Origin of the sequence: Secundilactobacillus paracollinoides DSM 15502 = JCM 11969, assembly GCF_001311135.1 — a bacterium.
Taxonomy (GTDB): Bacteria; Bacillota; Bacilli; order Lactobacillales; family Lactobacillaceae; genus Secundilactobacillus; species Secundilactobacillus paracollinoides.
In genome coordinates, this window is the sequence record NZ_BBAG01000048.1 from 1 (window position 1) to 20,410 (window position 20,410).

The 20,410-nt window shown below is 48.6% G+C and carries 14 protein-coding genes, 1 tRNA gene and 5 pseudogenes; 18 read left to right on the top strand and 2 right to left on the bottom strand.

The window, feature by feature from the left end; translation table 11 throughout:
* The first annotated feature begins 239 nt into the window (after nucleotides 1-239).
* From JCM11969_RS12735 to JCM11969_RS12785, 11 genes and pseudogenes are all read left to right on the top strand, one after another.
* Nucleotides 240-2,404: pseudogene (locus JCM11969_RS12735) on the top strand (Tex family protein).
* Nucleotides 2,397-2,867 (top strand): SprT family protein, encoded by a 471-nt coding sequence (locus JCM11969_RS12740; protein ID WP_054711744.1) that lies wholly within the window; start codon nucleotides 2,397-2,399, stop codon nucleotides 2,865-2,867. Before JCM11969_RS12735 ends, JCM11969_RS12740 begins: the two are co-directional and overlap by 8 nt.
* A 47-nt stretch (nucleotides 2,868-2,914) precedes the next feature.
* A complete protein-coding gene (locus JCM11969_RS12745; RefSeq protein WP_054711747.1) occupies nucleotides 2,915-4,186 on the top strand; it encodes a homoserine dehydrogenase in 1,272 nt (423 codons plus the stop codon).
* Between the two features lie 2 nt (nucleotides 4,187-4,188).
* Nucleotides 4,189-5,066: pseudogene (gene thrB / locus JCM11969_RS12750) on the top strand (homoserine kinase).
* A gap of 69 nt (nucleotides 5,067-5,135) precedes the next feature.
* A tRNA-Leu gene (locus JCM11969_RS12755) sits at nucleotides 5,136-5,220 on the top strand.
* Between the two features lie 105 nt (nucleotides 5,221-5,325).
* A complete protein-coding gene (locus JCM11969_RS12760; protein WP_054711748.1) occupies nucleotides 5,326-5,961 on the top strand; it encodes an HAD family hydrolase in 636 nt (211 codons plus the stop codon).
* A 141-nt stretch (nucleotides 5,962-6,102) separates the two neighbouring features.
* Nucleotides 6,103-6,522, top strand: coding sequence for a PTS sugar transporter subunit IIA (locus JCM11969_RS12765; RefSeq protein WP_054711751.1), 420 nt, complete (start codon nucleotides 6,103-6,105; stop codon nucleotides 6,520-6,522).
* Nucleotides 6,519-7,022, top strand: a complete 504-nt coding sequence (locus JCM11969_RS12770; RefSeq protein ID WP_054711753.1) for a PTS sugar transporter subunit IIB — start codon at nucleotides 6,519-6,521, stop codon at nucleotides 7,020-7,022. Before JCM11969_RS12765 ends, JCM11969_RS12770 begins: the two co-directional genes overlap by 4 nt.
* A 32-nt stretch (nucleotides 7,023-7,054) precedes the next feature.
* Nucleotides 7,055-7,873 carry a PTS mannose/fructose/sorbose transporter subunit IIC gene (locus JCM11969_RS12775; RefSeq protein ID WP_054711754.1) on the top strand — a complete coding sequence of 273 codons (819 nt, stop codon included), beginning with the start codon at nucleotides 7,055-7,057 and terminating at the stop codon, nucleotides 7,871-7,873.
* Between the two features lie 65 nt (nucleotides 7,874-7,938).
* Nucleotides 7,939-8,732 (top strand): annotated as a pseudogene (locus JCM11969_RS12780) (PTS system mannose/fructose/sorbose family transporter subunit IID).
* 13 nt (nucleotides 8,733-8,745) lie between these two features.
* Nucleotides 8,746-9,078, top strand: a complete 333-nt coding sequence (locus JCM11969_RS12785) for a DUF956 family protein (protein WP_054711756.1) — start codon at nucleotides 8,746-8,748, stop codon at nucleotides 9,076-9,078.
* 1,063 nt (nucleotides 9,079-10,141) lie between these two features.
* Here the strand turns inward: JCM11969_RS12785 and JCM11969_RS12790 are convergent.
* Nucleotides 10,142-11,250 (bottom strand): annotated as a pseudogene (locus JCM11969_RS12790) (LCP family glycopolymer transferase).
* Between the two features lie 425 nt (nucleotides 11,251-11,675).
* Between JCM11969_RS12790 and JCM11969_RS12795 the strand changes: the two are divergent.
* Together JCM11969_RS12795 and JCM11969_RS12800 are read left to right on the top strand one after the other, a co-directional pair.
* Nucleotides 11,676-12,622 (top strand): annotated as a pseudogene (locus tag JCM11969_RS12795) (AEC family transporter).
* Between the two features lie 185 nt (nucleotides 12,623-12,807).
* Complete coding sequence (locus tag JCM11969_RS12800) at nucleotides 12,808-13,479, top strand: 2,3-bisphosphoglycerate-dependent phosphoglycerate mutase (RefSeq protein ID WP_054711757.1); 672 nt, start codon at nucleotides 12,808-12,810, stop codon at nucleotides 13,477-13,479.
* Nucleotides 13,480-13,565: 86 nt separating this feature from the next.
* Here JCM11969_RS12800 and JCM11969_RS12805 read toward each other — a convergent pair whose 3' ends face one another.
* Nucleotides 13,566-14,918 carry a C1 family peptidase gene (locus tag JCM11969_RS12805; protein WP_054711759.1) on the bottom strand — a complete coding sequence of 451 codons (1,353 nt, stop codon included), beginning with the start codon at nucleotides 14,916-14,918 and terminating at the stop codon, nucleotides 13,566-13,568.
* 176 nt (nucleotides 14,919-15,094) lie between these two features.
* Here JCM11969_RS12805 and JCM11969_RS12810 point away from each other — a divergent pair, with 176 nt between their 5' ends.
* The 5 genes from JCM11969_RS12810 (at nucleotide 15,095) to gltX (ending at nucleotide 19,937) form a co-directional block, all read left to right on the top strand.
* Nucleotides 15,095-15,631, top strand: coding sequence for a dCTP deaminase/dUTPase family protein (locus tag JCM11969_RS12810; RefSeq protein ID WP_054711761.1), 537 nt, complete (start codon nucleotides 15,095-15,097; stop codon nucleotides 15,629-15,631).
* A 117-nt stretch (nucleotides 15,632-15,748) separates the two neighbouring features.
* Nucleotides 15,749-16,027 (top strand): hypothetical protein, encoded by a 279-nt coding sequence (locus JCM11969_RS19275; protein WP_225353294.1) that lies wholly within the window; start codon nucleotides 15,749-15,751, stop codon nucleotides 16,025-16,027.
* Nucleotides 15,925-17,118 carry a DNA repair protein RadA gene (gene radA, locus JCM11969_RS12815; protein ID WP_225353296.1) on the top strand — a complete coding sequence of 398 codons (1,194 nt, stop codon included), beginning with the start codon at nucleotides 15,925-15,927 and terminating at the stop codon, nucleotides 17,116-17,118. Before JCM11969_RS19275 ends, radA begins: the two co-directional genes overlap by 103 nt.
* Nucleotides 17,119-17,137: 19 nt before the next feature.
* Complete coding sequence (locus JCM11969_RS12820) at nucleotides 17,138-18,346, top strand: PIN/TRAM domain-containing protein (protein WP_054711762.1); 1,209 nt, start codon at nucleotides 17,138-17,140, stop codon at nucleotides 18,344-18,346.
* A 97-nt stretch (nucleotides 18,347-18,443) separates the two neighbouring features.
* On the top strand, nucleotides 18,444-19,937 hold the full coding sequence (gene gltX, locus JCM11969_RS12825) for a glutamate--tRNA ligase (protein WP_054711765.1): 1,494 nt from the start codon (nucleotides 18,444-18,446) through the stop codon (nucleotides 19,935-19,937).
* Nucleotides 19,938-20,410 lie beyond the last annotated feature (473 nt).

The window sequence follows — 20,410 nt, forward strand, 5'->3', positions numbered from 1 at the left end:
ATAAGGTTTAATCTTTAATGGTATCATTCACGATCAGTCTCGGAAACATTGCGTTACCAGTACTAGCATCTATTGCTGAAACGTGTTCCGAAAGGCAAGGGGCGGCCATGTAAGGGACTCTGGCACAAATGCCAAGTTCAGGCATTTCTGCCAGAGTCCCTTACATGGCCGCCCCTTAAACGCCTTTCTCCACACTCTAAATGTTATAATAGTCACCACTAAATAAGAGGAAGACAATTATGGATCAAGAAATTATTAATCGTGTTAAAAAAAGTCTCACTAGTTACCAGGACCGTCAAATTGATGCCACCCTTGAGCTGTTAGGAGACAATAATACTGTTCCGTTTATCGCCCGTTACCGTAAGGAACGGACTGGCAACTTGGATGAAGTGCAGATTCGTGAGATTCAGGATGAAGCGACCCGGATCGAAAAACTGGTGCACCGGCAAGATGAAGTTAAAAATCAAATTGAGAGTCAGGGTAAGCTGACACCACAATTGCGAAAAACCATTGATGCGACCACACAGTTGCAACAGGTGGAGGATATTTACCTGCCCTATAAACAAAAACGCAAGACGAAAGCGACTGTAGCGAAGGACGCCGGCCTCATGCCGTTTGCTCAGTGGCTGCTGACCTTTCCGAGTCAGGGCTTGGATGAAAAGATTGCCACGTTTATTAATGACAAAGTTACGGATGCAGATGCCGTTTTAGCTGGTGTTCACGAAATTTTGGCTGAGGCCATTGGCGAGCGTGCTGGTTTTCGGGAATGGCTGCGGAACTATGCGCGTCGCAACGGTCAACTCACGAGTCAAGTGAAGCGCAACGGAAAGGATGCCGATGAACAGGGTGTCTATCAAACCTACTATGACTTTTCCAGTCCGTTTAAGAACGTGAGTGCCTATCAGACACTTGCACTGAACCGGGGCGAAAAAGCCGGTGTACTGACAGTGAAGCTCAACATTGACGAGCAAGCCGTTGATCAGTATCTCAACTTTCAACTCATTGGGAACCGAAAAGGACCTGCCGTGCCAATCGTCGTTGCCGCTTATCAGGATGCGTACAAACGCTTCATGGGACCCGCCATCGAGCGTGAATTGCGGCGTGAATTGACGGAAACTGCAGACGCACATGCGATCCGTGTTTTTGGTGAGAATTTGTATCATTTACTCATGCAGGCACCGCTGAAAAATCGGATTGTGATGGGGTTTGATCCGGCCTATCGGACCGGTTGCAAACTGGCTGTCATGGACGGTAACGGCAAGTATCTGGACAAGTTAGTGATTTATCCGCATAAGCCGGCAAATGCTGCGAAGCGTGCAGCAGCGATGCCAGAATTCCTCAAGTTCATTGAAAAGAACCACGTTGAAATGATTGCCATCGGGAACGGGACTGCCAGCCGTGAATCCGAACAGTTTGTGGCCGACGCCATCAAGCAGCTTGACCGACCTGTGCAGTACACAATCGTCAATGAGGCGGGGGCTTCCGTATATTCCGCGAGTGAAGTGGCCCGAACAGAATTTCCAGACTTCAACGTTGAAGAACGATCGGCTGTCAGCATTGGCCGTCGATTACAGGATCCGTTAGCGGAACTCGTCAAAATTGATCCCCAGGCTGTTGGTGTGGGCCAATATCAACACGACGTGGCCGGCAGCGCACTGGATGAACAGCTTAGCCGGGTCGTTGAAACCGCGGTCAATCAAGTGGGTGTTGACCTGAACCGAGCAAGTGTCGAATTGCTAGCGCATATTTCTGGTTGAATCAAACCATCGCGCAAAACGTCGTCGCTTACCGGGAAGAAAATGGCGTGTTTGCTAGTAGCCCGCAGCTTAAAAAGGTGCCGCGTCTTGGCCCCAAAGCCTACGAGCAGGCCGTGGGATTCCTGCGCATCATTGGTGGCAAAACGATCTTTGATAACACTGACATTCATCCTGAAAGTTATGCGGTGGCCAAAACAGTTCTCGAGCGGCTCGGCCTTGACCAGAAGGATGTCGGCACCGAAAAAGTGACCGAGGCTGTGGCTGGGACGTCTGTCGCACAACTCGCGACAGGACTTTCAGTTGGTGAGGCAACGCTACAGGACATTTTAGACGGCCTGACAAAGCCTGGTCGTGATTTACGGGACAATATGCCAGCACCGCTTTTACGGACTGACGTGCTGAAAATGAGCGATTTAAGACCGGGGATGAAATTGGAAGGCACTGTCCGCAACGTTGTCGACTTCGGTGCGTTTGTGGACATTGGTGTTAAACAGGATGGCCTGGTTCATATTTCGCACATGGCTGATAAGTTCGTGCGAAATCCATCAACCGTCGTGTCTGTTGGCGATATCGTGACGGTTGGGGTCCTCGAAATTGATGAAAGCCGGCAACGAATCCAGCTTTCCATGGTGGCCCCTGATGACTGATCAAGAGTTACAGACACTCGTTGAAAAAATTTCTGAACAGTCCTTTGGCAAGCCGTTTCAGCACCAGGCCATGTTTAATGCGCGGTTAAAAACGACGGGCGGCCGGTACCACTTGAAAGACCACCACATCGACATCAACCCGAAAATGCTGACGGCGTTTGGGGAACCAACCCTAGAAGGCATCATTAAACATGAGCTGTGCCACTACCATCTGCATCTAGCAGGTTATTCGGGACAGCATCGCACAAAAGAATTTCAGCAGCTCTTAAAACAGGTAGGCGGCCTGCGCTATGCACCCCGAATACCGACGCAGACGAAACGGAAACCCAAGCGTTATTTGATTTATCGGTGTGAGCAGTGTGGCCAGCGGTTCGTTCGCCAGCGGCGGGGGGACACGACAAAATTTGTTTGCAGCCGCTGTCGGGGACGATTGGTCTTGCAACAAGTGCAGGAAACACAGTAAAATAACAGTAAAAATGAGCTTAACGAATAGATGAGGTGAAGGCGGTCTTGAAGAACGTTAGAATTGGGATAGTTGGCCTGGGAACGGTTGGCAGCGGCGTCGTCCGCATTTTAAAGGAGCAACAAGCATTGATTGCCCAGCAAACGGGCCTGTCATTTGAGATCGTAAAGGCAATCATTGCCAATCCAGATCGTGAACGGGCATCGTATTTGAAGGACGTGGCGCTTGGCACGGATATCACGCAGTTGTTACAGGATGAGTCGATTGACATTATCGTTGAGGTGATGGGGTCGGTTGCTGCGGCAAAGGACCTGATCGAACAAGCCTTGGCGGCGCATAAAAATGTGGTCACGGCGAATAAAGACCTGATTGCGCAGTACGGTCAGGAACTGGCGGAATTAGCAATGGCAAACAACGTTGCACTCCGGTACGAGGCGAGTGTTGCCGGTGGTATTCCGATCCTGCAGATTTTAAGAACTGCCTATAAAGCCGATCAGGTGCACACGATTGCGGGCATTCTCAATGGGACAACAAACTTTATTCTGACGCAAATGGACGAACAAGGCCTCACCTATGATCAGGCACTGAAGGCCGCCAAGGAAAAGGGGTTCGCTGAAAGTGATCCCACGAACGACGTCGACGGATTTGATGCCGCCTACAAGTTAGCCATTTTAACCAAAATGGCATTTGGCCTATCCGTTCCTCAATCGGCTATTGATATTACAGGCATTCGGGAACTGGCTATCGATGACGTCAAGGCGGCTCGGGCAGCCGGGTATGAACTCAAGCTGATCGGATTGTCTGACCTGACGGATGAGGGGTTACGGTTGGCAGTGGCACCAATGGTCGTGCATGAAAATCAGCCGATCGCACAGATTCGAAACGAACACAACGCGGTGTTAGTCAAAAGTCAAAACATTGGCACTGCGTTGTACGTCGGACCTGGTGCAGGACAGTTGCCAACCGGGAACAGTGTGGTCGCTGATCTGATCCACGTAGGTCAAACCATCACTTCCAATGGTGACGTCTATCCGTTTGCCTTAAAGGTCGCAACAACCCAACCGAAACCGGTCAGCGGTAATCGCAGTTATTGGGTATTGGTTGCAACAGACGATCCGGATAGTTTGGTCGACAACATTAAACTGTCCGTCGCTGGGGCGGTGGTGTCAAATCAACTGACCATCCGCGGGTTTGACCCGCACCAGGCCTGGACCAGTCTTGAAGTCACCGCACCGACGCTTGTTGCACAACCACACTTTACAACGACCATGCAGCGATTAGCTGATGTTAAAGCAATCTATCCAGTATTGGAGGCGTAGAAATGGGAAAAATTATTATTCGGGTACCAGCCACCTCAGCAACATGGGTCCGGGGTTTGATTCAATTGGGATCGCGTTTCACTTGTATATGACAGTCATTGTCGAAGAGGAGACGGAAAAATGGCGGGTCAACCATGCGTTAGGGTCTGATGTCCCAACGGATGAGCGGAATTTGATCGTTCAGGCTGCGCTCAAAGTGGCACCTGATCTAAAGCCGCACCAACTCAGTGTCATGTCAGATATTCCGGTAGCACGCGGTCTGGGAAGTTCCTCAACCGGCATTGTTGCGGGGGTTAAAATTGCGGATGCTTTGGATGATCTGCATTTGACCTTGGCTGAACAAGTGACCCTTGCAACGCAGATGGAGGGGCATCCCGATAATGTGGCGCCAGCACTGTTAGGTGACGTGGTGGTCGCAAACTTTGATGGCGAGACGGCTACGACCGTGAAGTTGACCATGCCGGAACTTAAAGTGTTAGCCTACATCAAACATGATCCACTGCTGACCAGCGACAGTCGCGATGCCTTACCGAAGTCACTGCCGTTGGCACAAGCAGTTAAGGGCAGCAGCGTAGCCAATGTTGTTGTAGCGGCACTAGCCACCGGTGATTGGACACTAGCAAGTCACATGATGGAACATGATGAATTTCACGAAACTGTCAGGACAAAATTGGTGCCTGAATTACCAATTATTCGCGAAACGGCTCATAAGCTTGGCATCTACGGCACCTATCTGAGTGGCGCTGGGCCAACGATTGCGACTTTTGGGACTGAACCGCAACTCATTATTTTGCGTCAGAAGCTGACGGATATGGATATGGTGGGCAGTATGCGGATCCTAACCATCGATCGACAGGGCGCAACCGTCAACGCCGAATAGTTTTTTATACAAATTTTGCAAAAACTATTGAAAACGAGGTGTATATTTGATAATATATTTCTTGTTGATGCGGCCATGGCGGAACTGGCAGACGCGCAAGATTAAGGATCTTGTCGGGGTTTTCCCGGTGGAGGTTCGAGTCCTCTTGGCCGCATACTTAAAGAACGACTTATGACCTCCTATGAGGCTCGTAGGTCGTTTTTTGTTTCAATCGCTGCTCGTTATCGATATACTGATACTGAATGAGAAAGGACGCTATATGAAAACTTTTATTTTTGATATTGATGGCACGTTACTTGATACGGAAAAGATGTACATGAAGGCGCTAGATCAGGTCATGACGGCCCATAACCTGCCGCATACATACCAGGAACTGACAAAAACGTTTGGGATCACCAGCCTGGATGCTTTAAAACGATTGCAGGTCCCAGCTGATCTTATCCCGACGATCTTAAACGAGTGGGCGGCTGAGATTCCCAACCACCAGGACGATGTTCGCGTGTACACTGGGATTGTGTCCATGCTCAAAAACTTGGCGGCTAAACCTGGTGTGACGTTGGCTATTATGACGTCAAAACAAAAATTTGAATTTCAACGCGACGTGACGCCGCTGGGATTAGACCAGTACTTTAGCGAATTTGTTTTCTTTGAAGATACGGCGCATGGTAAGCCGGCACCGGATCCCATCTTACTGGCGATGAAACGCACCAACGCGGACCCTGCTGAAACGGTGTACATTGGTGACACCCAGTACGATCTGCAGGCGGCTCACGCAGCAGGCATTAAGTTCGGCCTAGTTGCGTGGGGGGCTAAGAACCAGCGCGGTGTCAGTGACGCGGACTATGTACTGGCGTTCCCAGAAGAGATATTAAGTCTGACAGAAGCGCAAGCATAGGCTGGTTATCACTAGTCTGACAAAGGATTGCTAAGTGCGACCGGCCGTGGCTGGAAGCGCTGCAATGTGATATGATTAACGAAATAACTGTTGTGTCAAACGACACAATAAATTCATTGAAATCCAGGGGAGGATACAAGCATGATTGCGATGATCGTTGCGAGTCATGGAGACTTTGCAAGCGGCATTTTACAGTCAGCTACCATGATTTTTGGCGCCCAAACAAAGGTGACAGCAGTTACGTTTCAGGCATCTGAAGGGCCAGCTGACCTCAAGCAAAAATATGAACAAGCGTTAGCGGAATTTGACGCAGATGATCAAGTCTTATTTTTAGTTGATCTTTGGGGTGGGACACCGTTTAACGTGGCGAGTCAACTGGTTGCCCAGTCGCCGGAACGGATGGCACTTTTGACCGGTTTGAATCTGCCAATGATGATCGACGCGTACACGTTGCGGGAACAGCCGTTGACTGACGTGGTGCCGCATCTTGAAAATAGTGGGCGTAAGGGTATTCGGCACCTTGACCTGACCCCATCTGACGAGGAGGATGATCTACTATGAGCATGGATATTCGGTTAGCCCGGGTGGACAGCCGGCTGTTACACGGGCAAGTTGCCACCGTTTGGACGAGCAGTGTCAAACCCAATCGGATCCTTGTCGTCTCTGACAGCGTCGCACAAGATAAGCTGCGGAAAACGTTGATCACCCAGGCGGCACCTGCTGGTGTTAAAGCTAATGTCATCACCATTGCCAAGATGATCGCGATCTTTAAGGATCCGCGGTTTGACGTATTTAAGACCTTGTTGCTCACAGAAACTGTCCAGGACATGGTTGCCTTAGTTAAAGGCGGCGTCGATTTTAGTCAGGTTGGTATCAATATCGGATCCTTGTCTTACCAGGATGGAATGACCATGTTGACGGATGCCATTGCGGTTGACCATTCTGCAGTCGACGCGATTCGTTATCTCCACGATGACGCTCACCTTGACGTTTACGCCCAAAAAGTACCTGCTGACAGAAAACAGGATCTGATGGCGCTCCTAACAAAGAAGGGGCTCTAAGTGAAAAATAGCGTGACGGGAGGGTCGTTGTTATGAGCACGCTCGTCGTAATCAGTCTTTTAGTCATTAGTTTTTTAGCTGGCGTGGAAGGCATCCTTGATGAATGGGGGTTCCATCAGCCGCTGGTTGCCTGTACGCTGATCGGTATTGCGACCGGTCACATTGCTGCGGGTGTGCTGCTGGGCGGCAGTCTGCAATTGATTGCACTCGGCTGGATGAACATTGGGGCTGCTGTGTCGCCGGATGCTGCATTGGCTTCGGTTGTGTCAGCTTTCCTAGTCTGCGGCCCAGCTCACGTCAGTAACGCAATGGGCATCGCCATCGCAGTGCCAGTCGCAGTTTGTGGTCAAGCGTTTACCAGAATCGTGAGGATCTTGGTCGTGAGACTTGTTCACATTGCAGATCATCAGGTCGCCCGCGGCAACATTGCCAGTGTCTCCTGGCTGCACTTAACAAGTCTCGTGCTTCAGGGACTTCGGGTTGCGGTACCAATAGGCGTCGTCATGTTGATTCCCACCCATTTGATTCAGGCGGGGCTAACTGCCATTCCGAAGGTCATTACAAATGGGTTAACGGTTGCTGCAGGGTTCATTGTAGTCGTGGGGTATGCCATGCTCATCAACATGATGGCTAGCAAAGCGCTTTGGCCGTTTTTCTTTCTGGGGTTTGCGCTGGCAGCAGTTAAGTCGCTCAACATGGTGGCACTGGGATTAATTGGGGTCTGTTTAGCACTGATTTATATTCAGTTGACCACACAGCATCATGATTCCGGCCACGATGGCGGGACGACAGCACCCGACCCGTTGGATGACGAACTTGATGACCTGGATCAGGAACTCGAGGACCTATAGTGAGGCAAGTAAATGACAGATAAACAACAAACGCCGCGGCAATTAACCCGCGGCGATTTAGTTCAATTTTTTGGCGGTCTGGGTTTGAGCAGGCATCGTGGAACTATGAGCGAATGCAAAACCTTGGCTTTGCGTATATTATGGTACCGGCAATCAAGCGCCTCTATCCAGATAAAACCGATCAGATCGACGCCATGCAACGACATTTGGCCTTCTTTAACACAATGCCGTACATGCAGTCGGCCGTGACTGGCGTTGTTCTATCCATGGAGGAGCAACGTGCAAATGGGGCACCGATTACTGGCGATGACATTAGCAGCACGAAAATTGGGATGATGGGCCTCTGGCTGGCATTGGCGATCCCGTCTGGTGGGGCACGTTACGCCCCGTATTAGCGGCTTTTGCAGTTGGCTTGATCAAGGGCGGTACTGGTCTGTTAGGGCCAGCAATCTTCTTTTTTGGCTGGAACATCATGCGTCTCGGCTTTCGTTGGTGGACCCAGCGCCTTGGCTACCGTGAGGGCACGGACATTGTCCAAGTCCTCAGCAGTTCATTGATTCCTAAGCTGACTCAGGGGGCGTCAATTGTCGGCATGTTTATCATGGGTGTTTTGGTGCCAAGGTGGACGACGATTTACTTTCCAAAGACAATTGCTCATGTCAGCATCAGCGGCCATTTAACACGGCTTACCGGCCAGGGATTGCTAGATCAGTTACTTCCTGGGATTATTCCGTTAGGGCTCACGATGAGCTGTTTTTGGCTCCTCAGGCACCGGGTCAAACCAATTTGGCTGATTATCGGCCTTTTTATCCTTGGCATTCTGGGTTATTGGTCAGGCATCTTGGGATTAACAGCATAGCGGGGTGAACCAGTTGGAAACGAGCAATGCGTTGATTCAGACAAAGGCCAATTTTTTTAAAACGGGGTTTCACGCCTACCATGGCGAGCTGATGTTGACCGATCAAGGATTGATCTTCGATGCGCAAGCCATGGGCAAGGTGACGATCCCATACAGCCAAATGCGGGTGGTGTGGGTGCAGGTCGTCCTGCGGCGTATTTATCGCGGTATCGTGATAGAGGCCCCAGATGGCCGCCGGTTTCATTTTGTGACGAGTCATACCAAAAAACTCCTGCATGTGCTAAATAAGCAGGTGCCAGTGGGAACGGTGAGGGACTGGCGTAAGAGCGTGAAGCAAGGCGGTTAGGGGCGGAGTGTAACGGACGCTGTTCTAAAAGTCCGGGCCTGACTTTTAGAACAGCGTCCGTTACACAGTAACCCCGTGCCTTGCTGAACGCGTTTCCACTAGAGAAGGGCAAAGCACGTCGCCACAAGCACTCAAAGGCAGAAAAGTCCGATCCTGACTTTTTTGCCAGAGTCCGTTACACGTTAGCCCCGTGCCTTGCTGAGGCTCTTTCCGTTGTTGGGTGGTTCAAAGTAGCACTTTAACGTCGCTTCGTTCCACCGTTCGGCCCTGCAGGCTGAGGTGGGGTCGCTCTGGAACTATTGAATGTCTTGGCAGAAATTCAAGGATCTCCTACGTCTCCCGTGGTCGTAACCGCCGCTAGCAATCACCGATACCACCGCCTGCAATGCCGAACGGTTCCACTACGCTATAATTCTGGCAGTAGACGTCATAATTAATAAGTCTTCAAAAGTGGCATCACGAAACCTCTATATTAATTGTTACTATTGACTAATACGTCATGAGAAGATTGCTGTTAATAGCTTACTAGAGCAGTCGAGGGCGGATTCTCTGCGAACTAGTTTTAACGCTATTGTGATGCTTAAATCGTGAAAAAACCGCGCTCAACGTCAGTGGAATGCAGCAATTTGGCACGGAGCTGTGGTGTCGACATCAGTTAGCGACCGTACTTTGGTCGGTTACTGATGTGCGAGACGAATGAGATCCACTCGAGAGCTGCGCAGCAGAAATCGAGTTAGCTCAGTCGCGAGCCACTACACGGAGTGCCAAATTGCTGAATGCAACGGACTATCACCTGATATTGGAAAGCCCCTTGTTGAACGCGTTTCCACCAAAGAAGAGCAAAGCGCGTCGCCACAGCACTCAAAGGCAGAAAAGTTCGTTACACAGTATCACTCGTGCCTCGTGGAGCACATTTCAGCAATGTAGCAGAGTAGGGTGACATAGTCTAGCTCTAGCATTTGTACCAGAATCAGAGCCAAATTAAATCACAGTATCAAAAAAGGATCCAACCTGGTTTTCCAGATTGAATCCTTTTTGATGTTGCTATTTGTCGCGATCCTGATTAATACCCGGTATACCCGTTCGAACCGCCTTGGCTGGTGGTATCAGTTGATGAGCCAGTATAGTTGCTGTCATCACCAGTACCCGTTGAACTCGATGTCAGTTTAGTCGACTTCTTCAAGTCAAGCGTTGTTCGAATGTGGTCTGAGACTTTTTGAAGTTCGTTTAACGTTGGGACTTGGTATGAAATGCCATCGATCATGGCGTTTTGACCCTGTAAGGTTTCGGACTTAATATGGTGAGTTGCATCGCCGTATCGTGAGCGAATGGTGATCATGTCATTAAACGTCATGTCCGTCTTAAGGTTCCCGTTAAGCGAGGTTAAAATTGTTTTGTAGCGGGTCAGGGATGAAATTCCCATGGCTTGATGACTAATTTTTGAATGATTTGTCGTTGTCGTTTCTGACGGCCGTAGTCACCAAGCGGATCTTCTTCACGCATCCGTGAGTAGTCCAGCGCCTGCTTCCCATTCAAGGTCACTTTTTTACCCTTAGTCACATCAGCTGCGCCGTACTTAAAGGTTAACGTTGGGTTCACGGTCACACCGCCAACGGCATTGACCATCTTTTCCAAACCACCCATGTTGACGATGGCGTAAAAATCAATTGGCACATCTAGCAACGTTTGAACTGCGCTAACGGCCGTGGACGCACCGCCAATGGTGTAGGCGGCATTGATCTTTTCGTATGGCTGTGAGTCACCGCTGACCTGAACCCGCGTGTCACGCGGGATACTGGTTAAGTAGGCGGTCTTCTTCTGTGGGTTCACAGTTGCGATGATCATGGTATCGGTGCGCCCAGTGTCATGACGGCCCAGCGCTCCGGTATCGGTTCCCATCAGTAAAATTGAGAGCGGTTTGCCGTTCTTTAAAACAGTTGATACGTTTCGTAGCTTCTTAACATTCCCCGCATCATAAGTCTTGTTAAAGGTGGTCTTCGCGGTGTTATACATGTGATACCCGTAAGCTATTCCACCAGTAACAATGATCAGGACGACAATGAGCAAGCTCCATAACAGACCATGGTGTTTCTTAGGCCGTTGTTTGAAATGTTGCGTGTCACTGCGTCGTGAATATTCCCCTGGATTCTGATTCGAATTATTAGATGACATACACTTTCCTCGCCTTTTAAATCTTTCTGCATTATATGTCAAAATCATGACAGTCTCTAAACATTTGGTAAAGTTTTAAAAGATTTTAACAAATTGATGCACCTGCTTGCCTAACTTTACCATTACATCATAAAACCGCCCGTTAGTAAACGAAACTTTAGCAAATCGGCGTGAAGTCGGGCAAAATTAAGTGGTTTTTTGACCGTAATTGGCGGGAAATTGAGGCTAGTTTTGATGATCAACTGTGGTGGTGGCATGGGAACGGTCGGCATCTATGAGAAACCCTCACAGGATGACAAGTTGTAACAAAACATCGTAAACGGTTACATTGCAAAGAATTTTTAGGTTCATAAAATCTGGTGATAGACTTGTGCTATAATAAAAATTAATTTTTGATGTGAAAATTGATGGGAGGTGAGTCAAAAATGTTGTTGCTGTTCGCTCATAGTGTAGCGGGCGTCGTCGAAATATTGCTGATGATTGCGTTAGGTACTTACTAACAAATCTGGGTTGGTTTGACGAAAAGGCCAGTAAGCTGATTGCGCGACTGGTGACCCAGGTTGCCTTGCCAGCATACATGGCCTACACGATCGTTGATAAATTTACGTTCAAACGGCTGGTCACCACGTTGCCTGATCTGCGGTTTCCAGTGCTGTCCATGATGATCTTGTTTGTGGTGTCGATCGTGCTTGCTCGGGTGCTACATATCAAAAAGACGCACGTTGGTCTTTTTGAATCCATGTTCTTTAATTCTAATACAGTGTTTGTCGGCTTGCCGGTTAACGTAGCGCTGTTTGGTGAAGCCAAGAGTTTGCCTTACATTTTGGTGTACTATATGGCGAATACCACGATCTTTTGGACGTTGGGCGTTTATTTGATTCAACGCGATGGCCAAGGGGACTATAAGTTTAGTCTGTCTCAAACGCTTAAAAAGATTTTTTCGCCGCCTTTGCTTGGGTTTATGGTCGGGGTCGTTTTGGTTTTATTGAAGATCCAATTGCCGCAATTTATTATGGCGGACCTGAACTACGTTGGTGGTCTGACTGTGCCATTATCCATGATCTTTATCGGGATCGCCGTCGCCAACGTTAGTCTGCATGATCTGACGTTGACCCGTGCTAATTTAGGGATCTTGTTTGGCCGGTTCATTGCTGCTCCAGCCTTGATGGCACTCCTGGTGCTGCCAACTGGGATGCCGATCATGATGAAACAGGTGTTCATCATTCAGTCAGCAATGCCCGTGATGACCAACGCACCGGTTGTTTCAAAATTGTACGGTGCAGATTCAAGCTTCGCAGCGGTTATGGTGACGGAAACGACGCTGATGAGTTTGCTAGTCATTCCGATTTTAATGGTCCTACTGAATAAGTAGCTGCCTGAAATGACACCCGATATTGCTGAAAATAGCTCGTTATCACGCGCAACTAGCGTTTGTGATAGCGAGCCTTTTTGTTGAAACCCGAATTTTTGACCATATCAAGAGGCTGGAACTTGTTAAACAGGCGTTACCCTAGTAAAATGTGTGCATGAATGAGCATTTAGAAACGAGGGAAAAGAATGTCGCAATTAGTAATTCTGCGTCACGGTGAAAGTGAAGCCAATCGGGATAACATTTTTACGGGTTGGAGTGACGTTTCCCTAACTGAGAAGGGGATTCGTCAGGCCCATCAGGCAGGTCAATTGATTGCCAGTCACGCCGTTCAATTTGATCATCTGCACACGTCGATGTTAAAACGCGCTATTATGACAGCCCACATTGTTTTGGCAGAAGCCAACCAGCTCTATCTGCCAGAAACAAAGTCATGGCGGTTAAACGAACGCCACTATGGAGCGTTGCGCGGACAATCCAAAGACACGGTCAGACAACGGGTTGGCGAGCAGCAGTTCAAACTGTGGCGCCGCAGCTACAAGGTGGTCCCACCACTATTGGATCACCCTGATCAAGACCCACGATACCGGTCGCTTGGTGTCACGGAGCCACGGGGGGAAAGCCTTGAAATGGCCTATGACCGCCTTATGCCATATTGGCAGGATCAGATCGCGCCGCGACTATTGGATGGTCATAATCAATTGGTAGTGGCGCATGGGAGTACCCTGCGTGCGTTGATCAAATACATCGAACAAATTGATGACCAAGCCATTGATCAGTTGGAAGTGCCAAATGGGCTGCCGATCTGTTATACGTTTGATGAGCAACTTAATGTGACCGACAAACAAGTCTGGCAGTAAGCACAACTGGTATACCGCCCAGTAAAATAAACCAAAAAAGAGCTCGAGAAACTTAATCCCTCGAGCTCTTTTATCGTTATTAGACGTTAGTTAGCTGCCAAAGCACCCATTGGATCCCATGGTAATAGGACAGTTGGTTCTTCAGCTTGGGCCTTTAACAGGTCATCGCTGAGGTATTTCTTGTTCACAACGACTTGGTAGCAGAATTCATCCATCCACCGGTCGCTCATCACGAAGAAGCCCTTAGTTCCGACCTTGTCACCCCAGGAATTTTCAACCTTCCACTTGGTTGGCTTGCCGTCAACTAAGTCAACGCCGGTGAGCACCATGGCATGGGTCATGAGACTTTCAGCATAATCGAGTCGTTCCGCTTTGGTCATCGTTAGATCAGTGCCTAGCAGCTCATTTTTGTTGTAAGCATTCAGATCCATAATCCCTTTTTGCCGGTCGGAAGACTGACCAACATCACAGCCGAACCAGACACTTTGCCCGTCTTGCAACTGCTTGATAGCGAGTGCCTTGAAGTCAGCCATGGTGAGGTTTAAATGCTTCACTTCTCGACCGCCCAACACGTTGCCCAGCATTTCGACGGTGTAGGTCTTATTGTAAGGCTTGTCAGCGGTTGGCGCGTTGATAACTGAAACGTAGTCGTCCAGGTTCCAACCAACGTACTTGTCATAGAAGGACTTTGGTGTCAGGTCCTTATCAAGGTGGTAATTGTGGTCATCATCGCGGTATTCAAAGTCAAAGGTCTGCGTTGGTTCGCCAAGGGTGTAGCATAAAATGTTATACACTTCGCCTAACATGGTGTCGCGCGCAGCAGCGATATCAGCATCGCTCGCATTTTCTGCGCTTAATTTTCGTAACGTCACAGCATCTTTACGTAGTTTTTTATTAAGGACCTTATTGAGGTCGGCTGACTTTGAACTGCTGTACGTTTCTGGCATCACTGACTTTGGGACGATCCCGTACTTTTCAATGATGGCACACAGCATGTCCCACTGACCGCCATCCTGTTGCGGCGTGGTCATTAAGAAGGCGACCTTGCGGCTATCCAGCGGCTGGTCTGCCGTGTTTAACACGTTTTGATAGAAGTAGTTCGCTTTTTCGAACTTGTCCCAGAAGAACGTGTAGTTTTGGGAGAGTTCAAAGTCGCTGAGTTTAAAGAGATCAGCGAGGTGGTGCCGCATGGTGTTGAGCGCGGCAAACATCCAGCAACGGCCGGATTGTTTTTGATTCGCAACTTTACCGGTGTCCAGGTCGATTGAAAAAACCGGTGACATATCCGTATCAGAGGCATAGTCGGCACTGGTTGCCAAAATGCCTTGGTGGGTCAATGCGCGTTCGATGACTTGCGCATCTTTGCGTTGGTTGAACTGGTCTTGATAACGTGAAATTTGATCACTGCTGATGGCAGCGTTAGATGAATTTTGAGGCAAAAGACTCACACTCCCTTATTAGTATTCTCTCATTGTACCCCAATTTAAAGCGCGAAGGAACTCACATGATTGCTTGTTTTGGGACATAATTCGGGGTGTTTTCAGCGGTTGGATAGTGTAAGATATAAAGAAACGTTTTTTAATCAGAAACACGACTGAAGGGAGTAGACATCACTATGACACGTGGTTTTGAAATTGTTTCATCGTATACGGATAAGGACTTACGGGTGCCGTATCGGTCAACACAGCAAGCAGCGGGGTATGATTTTGAGAGTGCGGTTGACTTTACCGTACCGTCAATTTGGAAATTGAATTTTTTAAAGGTGCTATGGGCAATCCGGCATCAAGAAACGGTGTCGGCGGCGGAAACTGATAAGGCGAAGGCGATTCTAAAACCGTTTCTGATTCCCACGGGGATCAAGGCTTACATGGGTGCCGACGAAGTGCTGATCCTAGCCAACCGATCCAGCAATCCACTCAAGCGCGGGCTGGTGATTCCAAACGGGATCGGTGTGATCGATGCTGACTACTACAACAATGATAGTAACGAAGGCGAGATCTTTATGCAGGTCTTGAACTTTGGCCTGACGGATGTCCTGATCAAAAAGGGCGACCGAATCGGCCAGGGCATCTTTTTGAACTATTTAACGGCGGATAACGAAGCCCAACCAAGACAACAACGCAAGGGCGGGTTTGGCTCTTCGGGCCGATAAATTTAAGAAAGCATTAAGGCGAAACGTTAACGGTTCAAGAACGCCGAGATTATGCTAAAATAGAGTTTGGTTAGTAATAGTCAAAGTGTTGATGATCGTGATTTAGGAGGAACGAGATTGGCAAAAGCAAAAACGCAATTTATTTGTCAGAATTGTGGGTACCAAGCACCCCGATTCTTGGGGCGTTGTCCCAACTGTGGCAAGTGGAATACGCTTGTTGAAGAAGTTGTTGAATCAGCTGCCGCACCAGTTTCTCATGCGACGGTGTCAGGCACGTTGGCAAAGCCAGAAAAATTAGCAGCAGTTTCCACCGAGAAGGAGCCGCGAATCAAGACCCAAATGGCGGAATTAAACCGGGCTTTGGTGGTGGTGTCGTGCCTGGGTCACTTGTATTAATTGGTGGTGATCCCGGGATTGGTAAGTCGACATTACTATTACAGGTTTCCGGTCAGCTAAGCCAGACCGGTGGCACAGTGCTGTATGCTTCTGGTGAGGAAAGTGCTAACCAGATCAAGATGCGAGCAAATCGATTAAGTGTCGCAAGTGACAACCTTTATCTCTATCCGGAAACGGATATGGGACGAATCAAGGAAAACATCGCCTCGATGAAGCCAGACTACGTGGTGATCGATTCGGTACAGACTATGTCTGAACCAGATATTCAATCAGCCGTCGGATCAGTGTCGCAAATTCGGGAAGTGACGGCTGAATTGATGCGAATCGCTAAAACTCAGGGTGTGACCATCTTTGTCGTTGGTCACGTGACCAAGGGCGGCGCCATCGCTGGTCCAAAGATCTTAGAACATATGGTGGATACGGTGCTCTACTTTGAGGGGGACTTGCACCATACGTACCGGATCTTACGGGCCGTTAAGAACCGGTTTGGCTCTACAAACGAGTTGGGCATCTTTGAGATGCAGGAAGATGGGTTGCAGGAAGTGAAGAACCCGTCCGAGATTTTCTTAGAGGAGCGCTTGGAAGATGCGACCGGGTCATCGATCGTAGTTTCGATGGAAGGGACCCGGCCGATTCTGGTCGAGATCCAAGCATTGATCACCCCCTCTGTTTTTGGGAACGCGCAACGGACAGCTTCAGGTGTCGATCGGAACCGGGTCTCGTTGATCATGGCCGTCCTTGAAAAGCGGGCAAGCATCATGTTGCAAAACCAGGATGCGTACATCAAGGCTGCCGGGGGCGTCAAACTTGACGAACCAGCGATTGACTTAGCGTTAGCCATTAGTATTGCCAGTTCTTATCGTGATCAGGGCACGAATCCAGAGGAATGTTACGTTGGTGAAATTGGGCTGACGGGTGAGATCCGACGGGTGAACCGAATCGAAAGTCGGATCAACGAAGCCCAGAAACTTGGGTTTAAGAAGATCTACGTCCCTAAGAACAATCTTAAGGACTGGACGGCACCAACTGGTATCGAGGTGGTCGGCGTCACAACGATCAAGCAAGCATTGAAATTGATTTTACCGAAATAATTAGACGGAGGTGCATTCATTGAAGGACAAACAGTCGAGAAGAGAACGACTTATTATTCAACTTATTTTTGCAATTGTAGGACTCGGTGTTGGCGCCGTGTACTTGCCCGTTGTTTGGGCAATCGCGGGGCTGGCCGAGCGCAGCTGGTACAACAACGTCTTAACAAATTCATTGATCGGGGCCTTAGTTTTTTGGCTATTATCCCTATTATTATCAGGTTTCATCGAGCGCCTGATCAATGATTTTGAAAAGGCACTCTCGTCAAAGAGCCCTGCTTACCTGTTCTTTGGCAGTGTGTCAACGATTATCGGACTCGTTTTTGCCATTCTGATTTCAACTCCGTTAACCCGGTTGAACTCACCACTGTTCAGTGGCATTATTCCGATCGTCTTGATGATGTTGTTTGGCTATCTTGGGTTTAGGATCGGAACAACGAAACGCGACGAATGGCGGCGGCTGTTCCAGTTCCGTTCAAGAAAGGCCGAGGGGGTGGCAGATAGTGGTGAGACCATTATCGACAAACCCATTGACAAGAACTATCACCATTACAAGATCCTTGACACCAACATCTTGATCGATGGTCGAATCTATGATCTTGTGAAAACGGGCTTCATCGAAGGAACTTTACTGGTGCCAAACTTCGTGTTGTATGAACTGCAGTACATTGCAGATTCAAGTGACAGCATCAAGCGCGTCCGTGGCCGCCGCGGACTTGATATCTTAAATAAGCTGCAAAATGAAAATATCATTCCAATCGAAATGTACGAAGGCGACTACGACGACATTTCAGAAGTTGATAGTAAATTGATCAGACTTGCAAAGGATATCAACGGCGTCATCGTCACCAACGACTATAACCTCAACAAGGTCATTGAATTCCAAAACGTGCAGGTATTGAACATCAATGCGTTAGCAAATGCGCTCAAGCCGCGGGTCATTCCGGGAGAGCACCTTAACGTGATGGTGGTTAAAAATGGGACTGAGCGCCAGCAGGGGGTTGCTTACTTGGATGACGGCACCATGGTCGTGGTTGAAGACGGGCGTTTCTACCTGAACCAGCACTTGGATGTTGTTGTCACGTCAGCTATTCAGACGGATGCTGGCCGGATGATCTTTGCCAAGCCGGCACATTCGCAAAACGAAATTACTGAGAAGGCGGAGACGGACAAAAAAGCGCCGCACCAGCAAAATAATCACAAACAAAATGGCAAGAAGCAGGGGAAGTAACTTTTCTTTTTGAATATTCCATTGTACACTGTTATTTGATGTGACAAATTAGCGGTGAATAACCGAGAGATTAATTAATTGAGAGGCGGAAACTACATTGGCAAAAGATTCAATTCGCGTTCGCTATGCACCAAGCCCTACTGGCCACTTGCATATTGGTAACGCCCGGACAGCGCTGTTTAACTACTTATTTGCACGGCACTACAAGGGTAAGTTCATTATTCGGATCGAGGATACCGATACAAAACGTAACGTGGCAGATGGTGAAAAAAGCCAACTGGATAACCTACGTTGGTTAGGGTTGGATTGGGATGAAGGTCCTGACAAGCCCGGCGATGTTGGTCCTTACCGTCAATCTGAACGGATGGACATCTACAAGCCTTACATTCAACAATTGCTTGATGAAGACAAAGCCTACAAATCATACAAGACCGAAGATGAATTAGAGGCTGATCGTGAAGCGCAACGTGCCCGTCACGAAATGCCGCACTATGAATACGAATACGCTGGTATGAGCGATGACGAAATTCAGGCCAAGATGGCTGAAGCTGAAGCAAATGGTCTCAAGCCCGTTATTCGTTTCCGCGTGCCAGAACACAAGACCTATGCCTGGGATGACATGGTTAAGGGCAAGGTTTCCTTTGAATCTGACACCATTGGTGGTGACTTTGTCATTGTGAAGGCCGATGGCATCCCAACGTACAACTTTGCGGTTGTTTTGGATGACCATTTAATGAAGATCAGTCACGTGTTCCGTGGCGATGATCACGTGGCCAACACGCCAAAGCAATTAATGGTTTATGAGGCCTTTGGGTGGGAAGCACCTAAGTTTGGCCACATGAGCTTGATCATCAGCAAGGATACAGGTAAGAAGTTATCTAAGCGAGATGAAACTGTGCTCCAATTTATCGAACAATATCGTAAGTTGGGCTACCTGCCGGATGCCTTACTCAACTTCATCATTTTGCTGGGCTGGTCACCAAAGGGCGAAGAGGAAATCTTCTCGCTCAAGGAATTCGTCAAGATGTACGACGAAAAACGGTTGAGCAAGTCACCAGCCACCTTTGATAAGAAGAAGCTGGAATGGATCAACAATCAATATGTGAAGTCATCTGATGAAGACGTTGTTATGGATCTGGCCTTGCAGCAATTGATCGAAGCTGGCAACATCGAAGAAAATCCAGATGCCAAGACTGTTGAATGGGCGCGTAAACTGATCAATGTTTACAAACAACAGATGAGCTACATGGCTCAGATCAACGAGATGGCGGATGTCTTCTTCCACGAACCAGCCGAAGTTTCAGGTGAAGCGTTGGAAGAGATTTCAAATGAGACTGCACCCGTTGTATTGAAGGAATTCGCTGCCCGGATCAAGGAATTACCAATCTTTGATAAGGTGAAGATTCTCGCAACCATTAAGGCCATTCAAAAGGACACTGGCATTAAGGGCCGTCAGCTCTGGATGCCGATTCGGATCGCTGTGACCCATGAAATGCACGGGCCTGAGTTACCTGAATCTATTGAATTGGTTGGCCGTGAGAAGACTTTAGAACACGTTGACCAGACTTTGAAACAGTTGGAAAATCTTTAATTTTTAGTGTGTATAGATTTTTGTGGGGACGTTGCCGGTTGGTGCGGGTCCTTGTTTTGTCGGTGGGGAGGGTTATGCGGTTTATCGGTTATCTAGCGGAAACGTGCTCAGCAAGGCTGAGGGCTCCTGCAGAGACCAACTCTGGCAAAAAATCCAAGCCCGGGATTTTCCGCCAGAGTTGGCCTCTGCTCCGCCCTCAAAGCGCCTTGCTTCGCACTCTGCTCGCTTAATAACCAAATGCCAAGGATGTTTAAGTGTGTTTACTGTTTATCTAGCCGAAACGTGCTCCATGGGGCAAAGGGTTGCACCTAGGGGACTTCGGCCACAAATTTCAAAACCGAAAATTTATGTCCAAAGTCCTCTAGGCTCCACCCTTTAACCGCCCCACTTCCGCACTCTGCTCGCTTAATAGCCAACTATCAAGGATGTTTAAGTGTGTTTACCGTTTATCTAGTCGAAACGTGCTCCATGGG